The organism is Pseudomonas sp. GW821-FHT03C07 (assembly GCF_059420925.1).
This window is the reverse complement of the sequence record NZ_JBWKUQ010000002.1, coordinates 465,848-481,782: the sequence shown is the minus strand read 5'-3', so window position 1 is coordinate 481,782 and position 15,935 is coordinate 465,848. Positions and strand designations below refer to the sequence as shown.

Sequence of the window (15,935 nt, the reverse complement as noted above, 5' to 3'; positions counted from 1 at the left end):
CGCCCTAGAGAATTGAAATGAACAAGCTGGCGGAAAAGGTCCAACAGGATTTGGTCAAGGCCATCGACAACGATGATCTGGTTCTGCCGACCCTGCCGGAAGTGGCCCTGAAGATTCGCAAGGCAGCCGAAGATCCGGAGATCAGCGTCAGCACCTTGAGCAAAGTGATCGGTGGCGATACCGCGTTGTCGGCACGCCTGATCAAGGTGGTCAACAGTCCGTTGCTGCGGGCCAGCCATGAAGTCACCGACCTGCACACCGCCATCACCCGGCTGGGGGTCAACTACAGCAGCAACCTGGCCATCGGCCTGGTCATGGAGCAGATTTTCCATGCCCGCTCCGAAGTGGTGGAGCAGAAGATGCGTGAGGTCTGGCGCAAGAGCCTGGAGATCGCCGGGGTCTGCTACGTGCTGTGCCGCAACTTCACCTTGCTCAAGCCGGACCAGGCGGCGTTGGGCGGTTTGGTGCACCAGATCGGCGTCCTGCCGATCCTGACCTATGCCGAGGATCACTACGAGTTGCTCGCCGATCCGCTGAGCCTGGATCACGTGATCGATAGCATTCATCCGCTGCTCGGGGATGAGTTGCTGAAGGTCTGGGAGTTTCCGGAAATGCTCGCCAAGCTGCCCGGGCAATACCTGAACCTGGAACGTGACAGCAAAAACATCGACTATATCGGTCTGGTGCAGATTGCCAGTGTGTTTTGCCATCAGGGCACGGAGCATCCTTTCGGGCAGATTGCCCTGGGCGACTTGAAAGCCTTTATCAAGTTGGGGCTGGACGCGGAGAGCAGCACCCTCAGTGATCAGCTCAACGAGGCACGGGAGATGTTCCGCTAGAAACGGGCCCCCTACACAAAATCTGTGTCCGATGACGGATTATTGTGGGAGCCGGCTTGCTGGCGATGACCGCCGATCAGACGATGCAAGGCCCACGGGCCTCATCGCTGGCAAGCCAGCGACAAAGTTTTGTGGTGTTTTCAGGAAGTGGCGATAAAGCTCACGCGGACCTTCAGGCCGTGGGGCTGCGCATCATGCAAAGTGATCTGCGCCAGGTGCGCCCGACAGATCTCGCCGACAATCGCCAGTCCCAGCCCGGCGCCGACGCCCTGCTGATGGCGCCGGTAAAAGCGCTCGAAGACCCGCCCCCGCTCTTCCCACGGAATCCCCGGCCCGTCGTCCTCCACCTCGAGCACCGCCGGCAAACCAACCCGCAGGATCACATTGCCCCCGGACGGCGTATGGGCCAGGGCGTTGTCCACCAAATTACTCAACAGCTCGTTGAGCAAGGTCGGCTCGCCCCGCAGCCACACCGGTTCATCGGCCTCCAGTGCCAAGGCCACGCCCCGCGCATGGGCCAACGGCGCCATCGCCATGCCCAGCTCCCGCGCCAGCTGACTGAGGTCGAGCAACTGCGCGCCGCCCTCGGCAATCGCCCGTGCGCCATTTTCGATCCGCGCCAGCGACAACAACTGGTTGGCCAGGTGGGTCAGGCGGTCCGTGCCCTGGGCCGCGGCCTCCAGGGTCTCGCGCCAGGTCGCCGACTCCGTCGCCCGCAAGCCCAGTTCGAGACGCGCCTTGAGCGCCGCCAGAGGCGTGCGCAGCTCATGGGCGGCATCGGCGATAAACTGCCCCTGGCGCTCGAACTGTCGACGCAGGCGCTCGGTGAAGTGATTGAGCGAGCGCACCAACGGCTGGAGCTCATGCTGCACCTCCACCAGCGGCAAGGGCCGCAGATCATCCGGCTGACGCTCCTCCACAGCCGCGCGCAAACGTTCCAGCGGACGCAACGCCGCGCTCACGGCAAACCCCACCAGCAATAGCGCCCCCAGCGCCAGCATCCCCACGCGCAACAGCGTGTCGGCCATCAGGCTGCGGGCCATGTTCTCCCGGACCTCAACGGTCTCGGCCACGCGAATTTCCGCCGTGCCGTTCATATTCGGCTCGCTGACCACCTTGAGCAGGCTCACCACCCGCACCTTCTGCCCCCGATATTGGCCATTGTAGAACCGCGCCAGCGCCGGATAGTCATCGGTGCGCGGCGTTCCGGGCGGTGGTGCAGGGAGGTTTTCGTAACCGGAAATCAACTGCCGGTGGATGTCGTTGACCTGATAGTAGATCCGCCCGGCGCTGTCATAGGCAAAAGTGTCCAGAGCGACATACGGTACATTGACGCTCAGGCTGCCGTCGTGTTGCGACAGGCCCGCGGCAATGGTTCGCGCCGAGGCCAGCAGGGTGCGGTCATAAGCCGTGTCCGCGGCCTCGCGACCATTGTTGTAGGCACTCCAACCGCTGGCGAGCATCAACACCACCAGCAACAGCGCCAGGTCGCGCAGCAGCCGCCAGCGCAGGCTGCCGGCCTTATGCATCGCGATGCTCGAGCAGATAGCCGAGACCGCGAAAGGTGACGATGGCCACCGCCTGGCCGTCGAGCTTCTTGCGCAGACGATGCACGTAGATTTCGATGGCATCGGTGCTGGCCTCCTCGTCCAGTCCGAAGACCTGCGCGGCCAACTGCTCCTTGCTCATCACCCGACCGGGTCGGGCAACCAACGCTTCGAGCACCGCCTGTTCACGAGACGTTAGGGTCAACAGTTCGTCGCCGAGGGTAAAACGCCGGGTGTCCAGGTCGTAGACCAACGCACCGCAACGCTGCTGACGCTCACCGCCCAGAACGCTGCGCCGTAACAACGCCTTGACCCGCGCCTCCAGCTCGCTGAGCTCGAACGGCTTGGCCAGGTAATCGTCCGCCCCCAGGTTCAGCCCATGGACGCGGTCCTTCACATCACTGCGCGCGGTCAGCATCAGTACCGGCAGGTTCTTGCCCCGTGCACGCAAACGGGCCAGCACCTCGAACCCGTCCAGGCGCGGCAGGCCCACGTCAAGAATCGCCACGGCGTATTCCTGACTGCTCAATGCCAGGTCAGCGGCCACCCCATCGTGCAGCACATCCACGGTCAACCCCGCGCTCTTGAGCGCCTGGGCCACACTTTCAGCCAATTGGGGATGGTCTTCGACCAGAAGCACACGCATGGTTTTCCTACCTCGACAAGGGTGACGTCAAACGCCCTTCCGGGGCCGGAGTCTACCGGATAAACAAACCACCGCTAGTCATCACCGCCTCTGTTTGCAGGGCCTATCACACTGAAAGCATAGTGAAAGATTGATCCGTTATAATCCCTTAACGGGAAGTTACGAGCACTGCCCACCACCACCCCTGAAGCCGAAAGCACTTCAACGTGGTGGCGCCCGCACAAGAACAATAACGGAGTACTCCACCATGCCGCCATTACGCACCTTCGCCCTCGCCGCCGGGTGTTTACTGCTTGCCGGACAGCTCTTCGCCGGCGAACCCGAACACCCCGAATGCATCGCCCCGGCCGCCCCCGGCGGTGGGTTCGACCTGAGCTGCAAGCTGGCGCAAAGCGCGCTCCTCAACGAACAAATCCTCAGCACGCCCATGCGCGTCACCTATATGCCCGGTGGCGTCGGAGCCGTGGCCTACAACGCCGTGATCACCCAGCACCCGGCCGATGCCAACACCCTGGTGGCCTGGTCCAGCGGTTCGCTGCTGAACCTGGCGCAAGGCAAGTTCGGCCGTTTCGATGAAGGCGCCGTGCGCTGGCTGGCCACCGTTGGTACCAGCTACGGCGCCATCGCGGTGAAACGCGACTCACCGTATAAAACCCTCGCCGACCTGGTCAAGGCACTGAAGGCCGACCCGAGCAAGGTGGTCATCGGTTTCAGCGGCACCGTTGGTGGCCAAGACTGGATGCAGGCCGCGCTGATCGCCAAGATTGCCGGGATCAACCCGCGCAACCTGCGTTACGTGGCCCTCGAAGGGGGTGGCGAAATCATCACGGCCTTGCTGGGCGGGCAAACCCAGGTCGGCAGTACCGACACTGCCGACTCCATGCCGTACATCCAGAGCGGCGACATGCGCCTGCTGGCGGTGTTAGCCGAACAACGCCTGGACAAGCCGGAAATGAAGAACATCCCCACCGCCAAGGAGCAAGGCTACGACATCGTCTGGCCGGTGGTGCGCGGCTTCTACCTGGGGCCCAAGGTCAGCGACGAAGACTACGCCTGGTGGAAAGCCGCCTTCGACAAACTCCTGGCCTCGGAAGAGTTCGCCAAGCTGCGCGACCAGCGCGCGCTGTTCCCCTTCGCCATGACCGGCCCCGAGCTCGACACCTACGTGAAGCAGCAGGTCGCCGACTACAAGGTGCTGGCCAAGGAATTCGGCCTGATCCAGTGATCACCTGCGCCTAGCGTTCGTGCCCCTGCAAAGGGGCGCGCCACAGGAGTTCGCCATTGTCTGCCTCGGCGGCATGGCCGGCGAGCGGATGATGCTCAACTGCAAGGAAGCCGCCTCGGTGTTCGTGGTGAACATCCGTTGCGGCCTGCTGGGGTTCATCATGGGCGTGCTGCCGGGTGCCGGGGCGACACTGGCCAGTGCCGTGGCCTATATGACCGAAAAGCGCCTGGCGGGTGCCGGTGGTACGTTCGGCCAAGAATGCTTGAGAACTGACGAACTGTCACTTCTCCCTGTAGGAGCGAGCTTGCTCGCGATGGTGGTCAACGATAACGCGGGTAGTCTGATGCCCCGTGGTGTCTGGTCGTCCATCGCGAGCAAGCTCGCGCCTACAGGGGGTGGCCAAGGCCGTCAGAGCGGCGGCAACGCCCACTGAATCGGCGTCAGGCCATTCTGTTCGAGAAACTTGTTGGTCCGGCTGAAATGCCCACAGCCGATGAAGCCGCGATAGGCCGACAGCGGCGATGGATGCACCGACTTCAACACCAGGTGCTTGGTCGCATCGATCAACTTCTGCTTGCCCTGGGCATGGGCGCCCCACAGCAGGAACACCAGTTTGTCCTGGCGTTCGCTGACCACCTCGATAATCCGATCGGTAAAGAACTGCCAGCCGCGATTGGCGTGTGAGGCGGCAATGCCGCGCTCCACGGTCATGGTGGTGTTGAGCAGCAACACGCCCTGCTCGGCCCAGCTTTGCAGGTAGCCGTGCTGGGGGATGTCGATATTCAGGTCGCGCTGCAACTCTTTGTAGATATTGACCAGCGACGGCGGCGCCGGGACGCCCGGCTGCACCGAAAAGCACAGGCCATGGGCCTGGCCGGGACCGTGATAGGGGTCCTGGCCGATGATCACCACTTTCACCTGATCCAGCGGCGTGCTGTTCATGGCATTGAAGATCAACGGGCCCGGCGGGTAGATCTCCTTGCCGGCGGAGCGCTCCTGGCGCAGAAATTCTCGCAACTCGCTCATGTAGGGCTTGTCGAACTCTTCACGTAGCGCCTGCTTCCAGCTGGGCTCGAGTTTGATGCGGTCGTCGTCGGTCATGATCGTGTCCGGAAATAACAATGGGGCGGACACTAGGAAAGCCCATCACGCTTGTCAATTGATCCGCGACAGAACCGGCACTTTCCCACACAAGGATCATACTGTGCATTCAACGAGTAGCGAGGTCACGATGAACCTGCATTTCGAAGAACTCACCGGTATCAACGGTGCCCGCCTGGGTATCGCCACGCTGGATGCCGAACACACCCTCAATGCGCTGTCACTGCCGATGATCCAGGACCTGGACGAACGCCTGGAGACCTGGGCGCGGGATCCGAACATCGCTTGTGTGCTGCTGCGCGGCAACGGTACCAGGGCTTTCTGCGCCGGCGGCGAGGTGCGTAGCCTGGCCCAGGCCTGTCAGGCACATCCGGGCGCGGTACCACCGCTGGCCAGCGTGTTCTTTGCCTCGGAGTACCGCCTCGACTACCGTCTGCACACCTACCCCAAGCCCGTGCTGTGCTGGGCCCATGGCTATGTTCTCGGCGGCGGCATGGGCCTGCTGCAAGGCGCGGCCATTCGCATCGTCACCCCGAGCAGCCGCCTGGCGATGCCGGAGATCGGTATCGGTTTGTACCCGGATGTCGGCGCCAGTTGGTTCCTGTCGCGGCTACCGGGCAAGTTGGGGCTGTTCCTCGGTCTGACCGGCGCGCAGATGAACGCGCGCGACGCCATCGACCTGGGCCTGGCCGACCGGCTACTGGGCGATGAGCAACAGGAAGAACTGATCGAGGGACTGTTGCGACTCAATTGGCAGGAGCAAACGGCGATGCAACTCAACAGCCTGCTCAAAGCGCTGGAGCGTCAGGCCCGCGATCAGCAAGCACAACCGCAAGCGCAATGGCTGCCGCTGCGCGAGCGCATTGATGAGCTGCTGGACGTCAGCGATGTACGCTGTGCCTGGAAGGCCATTGCGCTGTTGACCGAAGACGCCGACAAACGCCTGGCCCGGGCGGCCCGGCAACTCAAGGAAGGCTGTCCGCTGACCGCACACCTGGTCTGGGAACAGATCGCCCGGGCCCGGCACTTGTCACTGGCGCAGGTGTTCCAGATGGAATACACCCTGAGCCTCAACTGCTGCCGTCATCCGGAGTTCAGCGAAGGCGTGCGGGCCCGGCTGATCGACAAGGACGGCGAACCGCGCTGGCATTGGCCGGATATCGCCGCCGTGCCGGACGCGGTGGTCGAGGCGCATTTCCACAAGGCCTGGGAGGGACGCCACCCATTGGCGGACTTGTCAGACTACTGAACGGCGTCTCGAGCGCTCCTGGCTAATCCTCCCGGTCGCCATGACCACGGCCATCGCCGCCACGGCGACCGTGACCGCCGTCGTTGTCGTCACCGCGCCATTGATGCCGATCCCAGCCCCAACCCCGGTGCGGATAAGGGCGGTAGGTCGGTGCCGGGGCGTAATAGCGTGGCGCAGGCACATAGTAGTCACGCCGGTAGTAGGAACCGCCGCCGTAGTAATAGGCCGGTGCCGGGGCGGTGTAGACATCGGAGCGGTAGTAGCTGGCTTCGCCATCGTAGTAGGGCACGCACGCGGACAGCGCCAGGGACAGGCTTGCAGCGAGAAGGGTTCGAGGGTGCATGGCGGCCTCCTGGACCGCTAAAGGGCGCCGGACAGCGACGCTGACCGACGTAGGTGGGCCAATTGCCCGCCTACACCAGATCAGACCGCGAAACCCTCGCTGAGTGCCCAGGCGGCGAAAATTCCGCGCCGCTGCAGTCAGCACCTACACCACAAAACCTGTGCCGAACCGAGACGCCTCATACCACCGAAGATCTATGTGGGAGCGATGCTTGTCGGATCGTCGCACTGCCGCGAAGCTTTTGGCGATCTTATGGACGCCATCGCCGACAAGCCGGCTCCACACAGTTGATTGCGCGCGATCAGGGCTTGGCGCTGATCTGCTCCTGCAGGTTCTGGATCTGGCTCTGCAGGGTGTTGATATTGCGCGTGACCTGCCCACGGAAGGCATCGAACTCCGCCGTGTTGGCACCCGCCTGCCCACCCGCGGCCTGACGGTTGTCCTGCTCACTCTTGAGCACGACCAGCTCTTGCTCGATACGCTCGACCGCGGCGCTGGAGTTGCCCTGCTTTTTCAAGGCCGCGATATCGGCGGCATTGCTCTTCACTTGCGCGTCGAGCTTGCCACCATCACCCTGGGCGCCTTTCAGGCTGGCCAGCTCCGCCGTCAGGCTTTTGACCTGGGCCTGCAACTGGGTGTTGGCCGTCTGCTGCTCCGCCGTCTGCGCGCTCATCTGCTGCAACCGCTGCTCCAGGCCAGTGGCCTGCCCGGCCACGCCCTGTTGCTGGCGGCCCTGCTCGAGCAACTTGCCTTCAAGCTGGCGGATCTGCAATTTCAGCGCTTCGCTGTCACTGTTGACGCTTGACTCGCTGGCGACCACCTTGCCGGAAATCGCCTGCAAGCGCCCCGCCGCTTCCTCGCTGATGCGCGCGAAGCTTTCCTGGGTCGCCACCAGTTGCTGCTCCATCAGGCTGATCTGCTGGAAACTCCACCAGGCCAGGCCGGCGAAGGCAATGAACAAGGCCCCAACCAGCGCCCACAACGGCCCGGTGCTCGGCACCTTGACCTTGAGCCGTGGCGTGGCCGCGACCTGGTTACGCGCGCGCTCACGCACAGGCGCGGTGCCCACATGCTCCTCATGGTCGTCCGCATCGGCGCGCAGGCTGGGCACATCATCGAAATCGTCGTTGGCATCGTTACGCATGAAGGAACCTTTCTGAACCGCAGTGAGAGCGAAATGCAGCGAGTATAACCGCCCAACCCGCCGCTCTGATCGACCCTGAACCCGGAACCGGGTTCAGTCGTGGTAACCGAATATTTAACCGACCGCCGGCTCCTGGGCTTTCCACCAGGCACAAAACTCGTCGAGGGCCGCCCACAGGCTGACCTTGGGGTCGTAACCGAGATAATGCCGTGCGCGGCTGATGTCCAGGGTGAAATCCTTGTTCATCACCTGCATGCCCAGGCGCGACAGGGTCGGCTCCGGGCGTCCCGGCCAGAGGGCACAGGCACTTTCGTTCAAGGCCGCGACGCTGTAGGCCAGGCCGAAGGAGCGGTAGCGGGTCACTGGCGGCACCTGCATCTGACGCATCACGTAGTTCACCACATCCCACAACGGAATGGGGCTGCCGTTGCTGATATTGTAGGCCTTGCCCAGGGCCGAGTCGCCAACCTGCAGGCTGCTCAGCAAGGCTTCGTTGAGGTTGTGCACGCTGGTGAAATCGACCTTGTTCAGGCCATTGCCGACAATCGATAAGCGCCCCTTGCGCTGCATCCTCAGCAGGCGTGGGAAGAGGCTCATGTCGCCGGCGCCGGTAACGAAGCGCGGACGTAGCGCCAGCACTTCAAGCCCGAATTCCTGGGCGCCGAAGACTTTCTGTTCAGCCTGGTACTTGGTGGCCGCGTAAGGGTGCTTGAAACGCTTGGGCACCTGCTCCTCGGTCAAGCCCAGGTGCGAGCGGCCGTCGAAATAGATCGATGGTGACGACAGGTGCACCAGGCGCCGGACCTGCTGCTTGAGACAGGCCTCGACGACATTTTCGGTGACCAGCACATTGCCCAGGTGGAAATCCTGGTAACGCCCCCACAGGCCCACCGCGCCGGCGCAATGCACCACGGCCTCGACATCGCGGCACAGCTCGCGCACCAACCGCGGGTCAGTCAGGTCGCCCTGAACGAACTCGGCGCCACGCCGCACCAGATGTTCGACGCTCTCGGCCCGGCGCCCATTGACCCGCACCTCATGGCCCTGCTCCAGGGCGCAACGGGCAAAGCGCCCGCCGATAAAGCCGCTTGCGCCGGTGACCAGAATTTTCATCGCTTGCTCCACATACCTTGATTCGTCCTACCTGCTACTTGAACGCCGCCGATCACGCCAAAGGCACCAGCCACTGCGCCGCCGAATGCGCCAGTTGTTCGGTCAACTGGCCGAGCAATTGCCCGCCGTTGCGCCAATGATGCCAGTACAACGGCACATCGATGGTTTTATCCGCGATCAATTCCACCAGAGAACCCCGAGCAAGCTGCCCGCGCACCTGCAGTTCAGGCACCAGCCCCCAACCCAGGCCGGCCTCGGTCAGGCGAATGAAACCTTCCGATGACGGGCACAGATGATGTTCGAAACCACCCTCCACGCCCAGTGCCGCGAGGTAACGGTGTTGCAGGAAGTCGTCCGGGCCGAACACCAGCGCCGGTGTCCGGGCCAGCGTTTGCGCGTCGATCCCGTGGGGAAAGTGTCGGGCGATAAACGCCGGGCTGGCCAGCGCCCGATAACGCATCGCCCCCAGCAACATGCTGCGCGCGCCAGCCACCGGGCGTTCGCTGGCGCAGACACAGGCGGCGACCTCGCCGGCGCGCATGCGCTTGAGGCTCACGGTCTGGTCCTCCACCACCAGGTCCAGCAGCAGGTGCTGGCGAGCACAGAAATCCCCCACCGCCTCGCCCCACCACGTTGCCAGGCTATCGGCATTCAGGGCGATGCGCAGGCGTTCCGGCAAGCCCTCCTCATCCAGCGCCGGCACCTGGCTCTGCAGGTCGCGTTCGAGCAGGCGGACCTGCTGCACGTGGTTGAGCAGGCGCCGACCAATCTCGGTCGGGCTCGGTGGCGTGGTCCGCACCAGCACCGGCTGGCCGACCCGGGCTTCGAGCAACTTGATGCGCTGGGAAATCGCCGACTGCGACAACCCCAGTACCTGGGCCGCCCGTTCGAAGCCGGCCTGCTCGACCACGGCCGCCAGGGCGGAGAGCAATTTATAGTCGAACATCAGTTTTCCTAATGAGCGATCAGCATTATTGGTTTTTCTTATACAACATCACCCCGCAGAATGCCCGTATTCACTGATTACCCGAGGACACCGACATGGCCGGAGAAACTTCCCTGAGCGTGCTGCTGCGCAGCATGAGCCCCGAACTCCACGAGGGCGACTACGTCTTCTGCTCCCTGACCGATGCGAGCCAGCTCAACGGCCGCGAGCCCATCGGCAGCTTTCGCGAACGCGAAGGCCTGAGCGTGATCCTGCGCCGCGAAGACGCCCAGGCCCTGGACCTGGCGTTCGACTACCTGGCGGCCTGGATCACCCTCGACGTGCACTCGGCCCTGCAAGCGGTCGGCCTCACCGCAGCTTTCGCCGGTGCCCTGGGCCAGGCCGGGATCAGTTGCAACGTGATCGCCGGCTATTATCACGACCACCTGTTCGTCGGCCGCGATGACGCCGAGCGCGCCATGCAAGTGTTGCGGCAACTGGCCGAACACGGGGAGTCGTAGTCATGTGGCAGAGCTATCTGAATGGCATGCTGGTGGCCGCCGGCCTGATCATGGCGATCGGCACGCAGAACGCCTTTGTCCTGGCCCAGAGCCTGCGCCGCGAACACCACCTGCCGGTAGCGGCTTTGTGCGTGCTCTGCGATGCGCTCCTGATGGCGGCGGGGGTCTTCGGTCTGGCCAGCGTCCTGGCGCATAACCCGACACTGCTGGCGTTCGCGCGCTGGGGTGGCGCGGCCTTTCTGCTCTGGTACGGCAGCCTGGCGCTACGCCGGGCCTTTTCCCGCCAGAGCCTGCAACAAGGCGAAGGGCAGACCGCGCGTTCACTGCGCGTGGTGCTGCTCAGCAGCCTGGCAGTCACCCTGCTCAACCCCCACGTATACCTCGACACCGTGCTGCTGATCGGCTCCCTCGGCGCCCAGCAGACCGAGCCCGCTGCCTACGTGGTGGGCGCGGCCAGCGCGTCGCTGCTGTGGTTCTTCAGCCTCGCCCTCGGCGCCGCGTGGCTGGCCCCGTGGCTGGCGCGCCCAGCCACCTGGCGCCTGCTCGACCTGCTGGTGGCCGTGATGATGTTCAGCGTCGCCGCCCAGTTGATCGGCGCTGACTGACTTATTCCAAAAGGCTCTGGAACCTCTATTCCACACAGTTGTTGCGTGGTTAAGCCGTCCCCCCGGTGCTATGATCCGAGTCTTGCGCCGCAAAGAGTACAAACTCCCCGGCGCACGCCTGTATGGCCGCCGTGATCGGCCTTGCGCTCACCGCAACTGACCTGATTAGGAGAATCACCATGGCTTTCGAATTGCCTCCGCTGCCTTATGCACATGATGCCCTGCAGCCGCACATCTCCAAGGAAACCCTGGAGTACCACCACGACAAGCACCACAACACCTACGTCGTGAACCTGAACAACCTGGTGCCAGGCACCGAGTTCGAAGGCAAGACCCTGGAAGAAATCGTCAAGTCTTCCTCCGGCGGCATCTTCAACAACGCCGCTCAGGTCTGGAACCACACCTTCTACTGGAACTGCCTGGCGCCAAACGCCGGCGGTCAACCGACCGGCAAGCTGGCTGAAGCCATCAACGCCGCCTTCGGTTCCTTCGACAAGTTCAAGGAAGAGTTCACCAAGACTTCCGTCGGCACCTTCGGTTCCGGTTGGGGCTGGCTGGTGAAAAAGGCTGATGGCTCCCTGGCCCTGGCCAGCACCATCGGTGCCGGTAACCCGCTGACCGGCGGCGACACCCCGCTGCTGACCTGCGACGTCTGGGAACACGCCTACTACATCGACTACCGCAACGTCCGTCCGAAGTATGTCGAGGCGTTCTGGAACCTGGTGAACTGGAAATTCGTCGCCGAGCAGTTCGAAGGCAAAGCCTTCACCGCTTGAGATTGAACCCGCTTCGCAAAAAAACCCGGCCTCGCCGGGTTTTTTTATACCTGCCGCGCCGACAGGAACTAACCTGAATAATCCTGGAAAATGAAGCGCCACCCCTCAAGTAGAGGGCTCGTGCGACCGACACAGTAGCCATGGCCTGAAAGGGTCCGGGATCAACCTGATCGGCCAAGCATGAGCACGGGTTCTCGCCGCTTGCATTGTCCCTTTGACTGACCGGGCCGGATTGCCAATACTCATGGCAACTTGATGCCATCCGAACGGAACAAGGAATAGCCCTTTGAAGCTGGAATTCAAGAACAGCTTGTCGGTGAAGTTGCTCCGGGTCGTACTGCTGTCGGCGCTGATCGTCGGCGTTGTACTGAGTTGTGCGCAGATTGTCTTTGATGCCTACAAGACTCGCCAGGCCGTAGCCGGCGATGCCCAGCGTATTCTCGACATGTTCCGCGACCCCTCGACCCAGGCCGTCTACAGCCTCGACCGCGAGATGGGCATGCAAGTCATCGAGGGCCTGTTCCAGGACGACGCCGTGCGCATGGCCTCCATCGGCCATCCCAACGAGGCCATGCTCGCGGAAAAATCCCGCGACCTGCAAAAAACCGCCAGCCGCTGGCTGACCGACCCGATCCTCGGCCAGGAAAGCACCTTCAGCACGCAACTGGTCGGTCGCGGCCCCTACAGCGAGTATTACGGCGACCTGAGCATCACCCTCGACACGGCCACCTACGGCCAGGGTTTCCTGATCAACTCGGTGATCATCTTCATCTCCGGCGTGCTGCGGGCACTGTTCCTCGGCCTGGTGCTCTACCTGGTCTATCACTGGCTGCTGACCAAACCGCTGTCGCGAATCATCGAGCACCTGAGCAACGTCAATCCGGATCGTCCCAGCGAACACCAGTTGCCCCAGCTCAAGGGCCATGAGAAGAACGAGCTGGGCATCTGGGTCAACACCGCCAACCAGTTGCTGGCGTCCATCGAGCGCAATACCCACCTGCGCCACGAAGCGGAAAACAGCTTGCTGCGCATGGCCCAGTACGACTTCCTCACCGGTCTGCCCAATCGCCAGCAGTTGCAGCAGCAGTTGGACAAGATCCTGGTCGACGCCGGCCGCCTGCAACGCCGGGTGGCGGTACTGTGTGTCGGCCTGGACGACTTCAAGGGCATCAACGAACAGTTCAGTTACCAGGTCGGCGACCAGCTGTTGCTGGCCCTGGCCGACCGCCTGCGCGCCCACAGCGGTCGCCTCGGCGCCCTGGCCCGGCTGGGCGGCGACCAGTTCGCCCTGGTCCAGGCCGATATCGAACAACCCTATGAAGCCGCGGAGTTGGCCCAGAGCATCCTCGACGATCTGGAAGCGGCGTTTGCCCTCGATCACCAGGAAATCCGCCTGCGTGCCACCATCGGCATCACCTTGTTCCCGGAAGACGGCGACAGCACCGAGAAGCTGTTGCAGAAAGCCGAACAGACCATGACCCTGGCCAAGACCCGCTCGCGCAACCGCTACCAGTTCTATATCGCCAGCGTCGACAGCGAAATGCGCCGCCGTCGCGAACTGGAAAAAGACCTGCGCGAAGCCCTCAACCGCAATCAGTTCTACCTGGTCTACCAACCGCAGATCAGCTACCGCGACCACCGGGTGGTGGGCGTCGAGGCGCTGCTGCGCTGGCAACACCCGGAACACGGCCTGGTACCGCCGGACCTGTTCATTCCCCTGGCCGAGCAAAACGGCACCATCATCGCCATCGGCGAGTGGGTACTGGACCAAGCCTGCCGCCAGTTGCGCGAATGGCACGACCAGGGCTTCAGTGACCTGCGCATGGCGGTCAACCTGTCCACCGTACAATTGCACCACGCCGAGCTGCCGCGAGTGGTCAACAACCTCCTGCAGATGTACCGCCTGCCGCCGCGCAGCCTGGAGCTGGAAGTCACCGAAACCGGCCTGATGGAAGACATCAGCACCGCCGCCCAGCACTTGTTGAGCCTGCGCCGCTCCGGCGCGCTGATCGCCATCGATGACTTCGGCACCGGCTACTCTTCGCTGAGCTACCTCAAGAGCCTGCCACTGGACAAGATCAAGATCGACAAGAGCTTCGTCCAGGACCTGCTCGATGACGACGACGATGCGACCATCGTCCGGGCGATCATCCAGTTGGGCAAGAGCCTCGGCATGCAGGTCATCGCCGAAGGCGTGGAAACCGTCGAGCAGGAGGCCTACATCATTTCCGAGGGTTGTCACGAGGGCCAGGGCTACCACTACAGCAAACCCCTGCCAGCCCGCGAGTTGGGCGCCTATCTCAAGCAGGCGCAGCGCAGCAATGCGGCGATCTTGTGAGGCCCGGCGCCAAGCCGCTCGCCGCGACAAAATCCGCCGGGATCGACTATTGATTTAATACCAAATATTTCAATCACTAAGCCCTTTACACCGAATGCAAATCCTTCGCATTATGTGTCGGCTTTGCGGGGCCCTGCGCCCCCATCCACCCTCTCGAAGCAGGATGTTCGCCATGATTCGCATGCCTCTGGCCACCGCCAGTCTGTTGGCTATCGCCATCGCCCTCGCCGGTTGTGGCGACAAGGACAAGGAAAAATCCGCAGCGGCCACCCAGGCCCCAGCTGCCGCGGCCCAGGCAGCCGCCGACGATGCCAGCGCCAAGGTCGACGAAGCCGCCGCCAAAGCCGTGGTCGCCCACTACACCGAGATTGTCTTCGCTGTATTCAGCGATGCCGAATCCACCGCGAAGAACCTGCAGGCCGCTGTCGACGCCTTCCTCGCCAAGCCGAACGAAGAGACCCTCAAGGCCGCCCGCACCGCCTGGATCGCCGCGCGCGTGCCGTACCTGCAAAGCGAAGTGTTCCGCTTCGGCAACACCATCATCGACGACTGGGAAGGTCAAGTGAACGCCTGGCCACTGGACGAAGGCCTGATCGACTACGTCGACGCCTCCTACGAACATGCCCTCGGCAACCCGGCCGCAAGCGCCAACATCATCGCCAACCCGCAAATCCAGATCGGCGAAGACAAGGTCGATGTCAGCGAGATCACCCCGGAAAAACTCGCCAGCCTGAACGAGCTGGGCGGTTCCGAAGCCAATGTCGCCACCGGCTACCATGCCATCGAATTCCTGCTCTGGGGCCAGGACCTGAACGGCACCGGCCCTGGCGCCGGCAACCGTCCGGCCTCGGACTATCTGGAAGGTGCCGGCGCCACCGGCGGTCACAATGACCGTCGGCGCGCCTACCTCAAGGCCGTGACCCAACTGCTGGTCAACGACCTGGAGGAAATGGTCGGTAACTGGAAGCCGGATGTGGCCGACAACTATCGCGCCAGCCTGGAAGCCGAGCCGGCGGAAAGTGGCCTGCGCAAAATGCTCTTCGGCATGGGCAGCCTGTCCCTCGGCGAGCTGGCGGGCGAGCGCATGAAAGTTTCACTGGAAGCCAACTCGCCGGAAGACGAGCAGGATTGCTTCAGCGACAACACCCACAACTCGCACTTCTACGATGCCAAGGGCATTCGCAACGTCTACCTGGGTGAATACACCCGTGTCGACGGCACTCAGCTGAGCGGCCCGAGCCTGTCCGCCCTGGTGGCCAAGGTCGATCCGGCGACCGACGAAGCGCTGAAGAACGACCTGCAAGCCACCGAAACGAAGATCCAGATCATGGTCGACCACGCCAACAAGGGTGAGCACTACGACCAACTGATCGCGGCCGGCAACCAATCCGGTAACAAGATCGTGCGTGACGCCATCTCGGCGCTGGTCAAGCAAACCGGCTCCATCGAGCAGGCGGCGGCCAAGCTCGGCATCAGCGACCTGAACCCGGATAACGCCGATCACGATTTCTGATCGGCCCTTGTCCCCCCTCATGTAGGAGCGAGCTTGCTCGCTCCTACATG

15 protein-coding genes and 1 pseudogene are annotated in these 15,935 nt (G+C 63.1%); 9 read left to right on the top strand and 7 right to left on the bottom strand.

Translation table 11 applies throughout. The annotated features are described in order from the left end of the window. The first annotated feature begins 17 nt into the window (after window positions 1–17). The gene (locus AC07VG_RS05445) at window positions 18–839 is read left to right on the top strand and encodes an HDOD domain-containing protein (RefSeq protein ID WP_495002404.1); all 822 of its coding nucleotides are present in this window, start codon (window positions 18–20) and stop codon (window positions 837–839) included. Between the two features lie 140 nt (window positions 840–979). On the opposite strand, the gene AC07VG_RS05440 is transcribed toward AC07VG_RS05445, so the two are convergent. Both AC07VG_RS05440 and AC07VG_RS05435 read right to left on the bottom strand, forming a co-directional pair. Then, window positions 980–2,368 (bottom strand): sensor histidine kinase, encoded by a 1,389-nt coding sequence (locus AC07VG_RS05440; RefSeq protein WP_495020617.1) that lies wholly within the window; start codon window positions 2,366–2,368, stop codon window positions 980–982. Further along, window positions 2,361–3,032, bottom strand: coding sequence for a response regulator (locus AC07VG_RS05435; protein ID WP_495002402.1), 672 nt, complete (start codon window positions 3,030–3,032; stop codon window positions 2,361–2,363). Before AC07VG_RS05435 ends, AC07VG_RS05440 begins: the two co-directional genes overlap by 8 nt. 247 nt (window positions 3,033–3,279) lie before the next feature. Here AC07VG_RS05435 and AC07VG_RS05430 point away from each other — a divergent pair, with 247 nt between their 5' ends. Beyond that, window positions 3,280–4,257, top strand: coding sequence for a Bug family tripartite tricarboxylate transporter substrate binding protein (locus tag AC07VG_RS05430; RefSeq protein WP_495002401.1), 978 nt, complete (start codon window positions 3,280–3,282; stop codon window positions 4,255–4,257). Window positions 4,258–4,342: 85 nt separating this feature from the next. Next, window positions 4,343–4,511 (top strand): annotated as a pseudogene (locus AC07VG_RS05425) (tripartite tricarboxylate transporter permease); the annotation flags it as partial. Between the two features lie 154 nt (window positions 4,512–4,665). Here AC07VG_RS05425 and ung read toward each other — a convergent pair. After that, complete coding sequence (gene ung / locus AC07VG_RS05420) at window positions 4,666–5,358, bottom strand: uracil-DNA glycosylase (protein WP_495002400.1); 693 nt, start codon at window positions 5,356–5,358, stop codon at window positions 4,666–4,668. A gap of 130 nt (window positions 5,359–5,488) precedes the next feature. Here ung and dspII point away from each other — a divergent pair, with 130 nt between their 5' ends. Then, complete coding sequence (gene dspII / locus AC07VG_RS05415) at window positions 5,489–6,607, top strand: enoyl-CoA hydratase/isomerase DspII (RefSeq protein ID WP_495002399.1); 1,119 nt, start codon at window positions 5,489–5,491, stop codon at window positions 6,605–6,607. A gap of 22 nt (window positions 6,608–6,629) precedes the next feature. On the opposite strand, the gene AC07VG_RS05410 is transcribed toward dspII, so the two are convergent. From AC07VG_RS05410 to AC07VG_RS05395, 4 genes are all read right to left on the bottom strand, one after another. Continuing rightward, window positions 6,630–6,950 carry a hypothetical protein gene (locus AC07VG_RS05410; RefSeq protein WP_495020616.1) on the bottom strand — a complete coding sequence of 107 codons (321 nt, stop codon included), beginning with the start codon at window positions 6,948–6,950 and terminating at the stop codon, window positions 6,630–6,632. Between the two features lie 301 nt (window positions 6,951–7,251). Further along, the gene (locus AC07VG_RS05405; RefSeq protein WP_495002397.1) at window positions 7,252–8,094 is read right to left on the bottom strand and encodes an ATPase; all 843 of its coding nucleotides are present in this window, start codon (window positions 8,092–8,094) and stop codon (window positions 7,252–7,254) included. A gap of 114 nt (window positions 8,095–8,208) precedes the next feature. Then, entirely contained in the window at window positions 8,209–9,207 is a 999-nt protein-coding gene (locus tag AC07VG_RS05400) for an NAD-dependent epimerase/dehydratase family protein (RefSeq protein WP_495002396.1), read from the bottom strand. Between the two features lie 52 nt (window positions 9,208–9,259). Beyond that, window positions 9,260–10,153 (bottom strand): LysR family transcriptional regulator ArgP, encoded by an 894-nt coding sequence (locus tag AC07VG_RS05395; protein WP_495020615.1) that lies wholly within the window; start codon window positions 10,151–10,153, stop codon window positions 9,260–9,262. Window positions 10,154–10,248: 95 nt separating this feature from the next. Here AC07VG_RS05395 and AC07VG_RS05390 point away from each other — a divergent pair, with 95 nt between their 5' ends. The 5 genes from AC07VG_RS05390 to AC07VG_RS05370 all read left to right on the top strand — a co-directional run bounded on the left by AC07VG_RS05390 (window position 10,249) and on the right by AC07VG_RS05370 (window position 15,885). Continuing rightward, window positions 10,249–10,653: an ACT domain-containing protein gene (locus AC07VG_RS05390; RefSeq protein ID WP_495002394.1), complete on the top strand. Its 405-nt coding sequence runs from the start codon at window positions 10,249–10,251 to the stop codon at window positions 10,651–10,653. Between the two features lie 2 nt (window positions 10,654–10,655). Then, entirely contained in the window at window positions 10,656–11,258 is a 603-nt protein-coding gene (locus tag AC07VG_RS05385) for a LysE/ArgO family amino acid transporter (protein WP_495020614.1), read from the top strand. Between the two features lie 179 nt (window positions 11,259–11,437). Continuing rightward, window positions 11,438–12,034 (top strand): superoxide dismutase [Fe], encoded by a 597-nt coding sequence (sodB, locus tag AC07VG_RS05380; RefSeq protein ID WP_495002392.1) that lies wholly within the window; start codon window positions 11,438–11,440, stop codon window positions 12,032–12,034. Between the two features lie 286 nt (window positions 12,035–12,320). Beyond that, complete coding sequence (locus AC07VG_RS05375) at window positions 12,321–14,372, top strand: putative bifunctional diguanylate cyclase/phosphodiesterase (RefSeq protein WP_495002391.1); 2,052 nt, start codon at window positions 12,321–12,323, stop codon at window positions 14,370–14,372. Window positions 14,373–14,544: 172 nt separating this feature from the next. Beyond that, the gene (locus tag AC07VG_RS05370) at window positions 14,545–15,885 is read left to right on the top strand and encodes an imelysin family protein (RefSeq protein WP_495002390.1); all 1,341 of its coding nucleotides are present in this window, start codon (window positions 14,545–14,547) and stop codon (window positions 15,883–15,885) included. Window positions 15,886–15,935: the final 50 nt, after the last annotated feature.

Excerpts from the sequence above, each read along its gene's own strand:
- sodB (WP_495002392.1), top strand. The coding sequence starts at position 11,438 with ATGGCTTTCGAATTGCCTCCGCTGCCTTATGCACATGATGCCCTGCAG.
- AC07VG_RS05440 (WP_495020617.1), bottom strand. The coding sequence starts at position 2,368 with ATGCATAAGGCCGGCAGCCTGCGCTGGCGGCTGCTGCGCGACCTGGCG.
- AC07VG_RS05445 (WP_495002404.1), top strand. The coding sequence starts at position 18 with ATGAACAAGCTGGCGGAAAAGGTCCAACAGGATTTGGTCAAGGCCATC.
- AC07VG_RS05405 (WP_495002397.1), bottom strand. The coding sequence starts at position 8,094 with ATGCGTAACGATGCCAACGACGATTTCGATGATGTGCCCAGCCTGCGC.
- AC07VG_RS05410 (WP_495020616.1), bottom strand. The coding sequence starts at position 6,950 with ATGCACCCTCGAACCCTTCTCGCTGCAAGCCTGTCCCTGGCGCTGTCC.
- AC07VG_RS05435 (WP_495002402.1), bottom strand. The coding sequence starts at position 3,032 with ATGCGTGTGCTTCTGGTCGAAGACCATCCCCAATTGGCTGAAAGTGTG.
- AC07VG_RS05370 (WP_495002390.1), top strand. The coding sequence starts at position 14,545 with ATGATTCGCATGCCTCTGGCCACCGCCAGTCTGTTGGCTATCGCCATC.
- ung (WP_495002400.1), bottom strand. The coding sequence starts at position 5,358 with ATGACCGACGACGACCGCATCAAACTCGAGCCCAGCTGGAAGCAGGCG.
- AC07VG_RS05430 (WP_495002401.1), top strand. The coding sequence starts at position 3,280 with ATGCCGCCATTACGCACCTTCGCCCTCGCCGCCGGGTGTTTACTGCTT.
- AC07VG_RS05385 (WP_495020614.1), top strand. The coding sequence starts at position 10,656 with ATGTGGCAGAGCTATCTGAATGGCATGCTGGTGGCCGCCGGCCTGATC.
- AC07VG_RS05390 (WP_495002394.1), top strand. The coding sequence starts at position 10,249 with ATGGCCGGAGAAACTTCCCTGAGCGTGCTGCTGCGCAGCATGAGCCCC.
- AC07VG_RS05400 (WP_495002396.1), bottom strand. The coding sequence starts at position 9,207 with ATGAAAATTCTGGTCACCGGCGCAAGCGGCTTTATCGGCGGGCGCTTT.
- dspII (WP_495002399.1), top strand. The coding sequence starts at position 5,489 with ATGAACCTGCATTTCGAAGAACTCACCGGTATCAACGGTGCCCGCCTG.
- AC07VG_RS05395 (WP_495020615.1), bottom strand. The coding sequence starts at position 10,153 with ATGTTCGACTATAAATTGCTCTCCGCCCTGGCGGCCGTGGTCGAGCAG.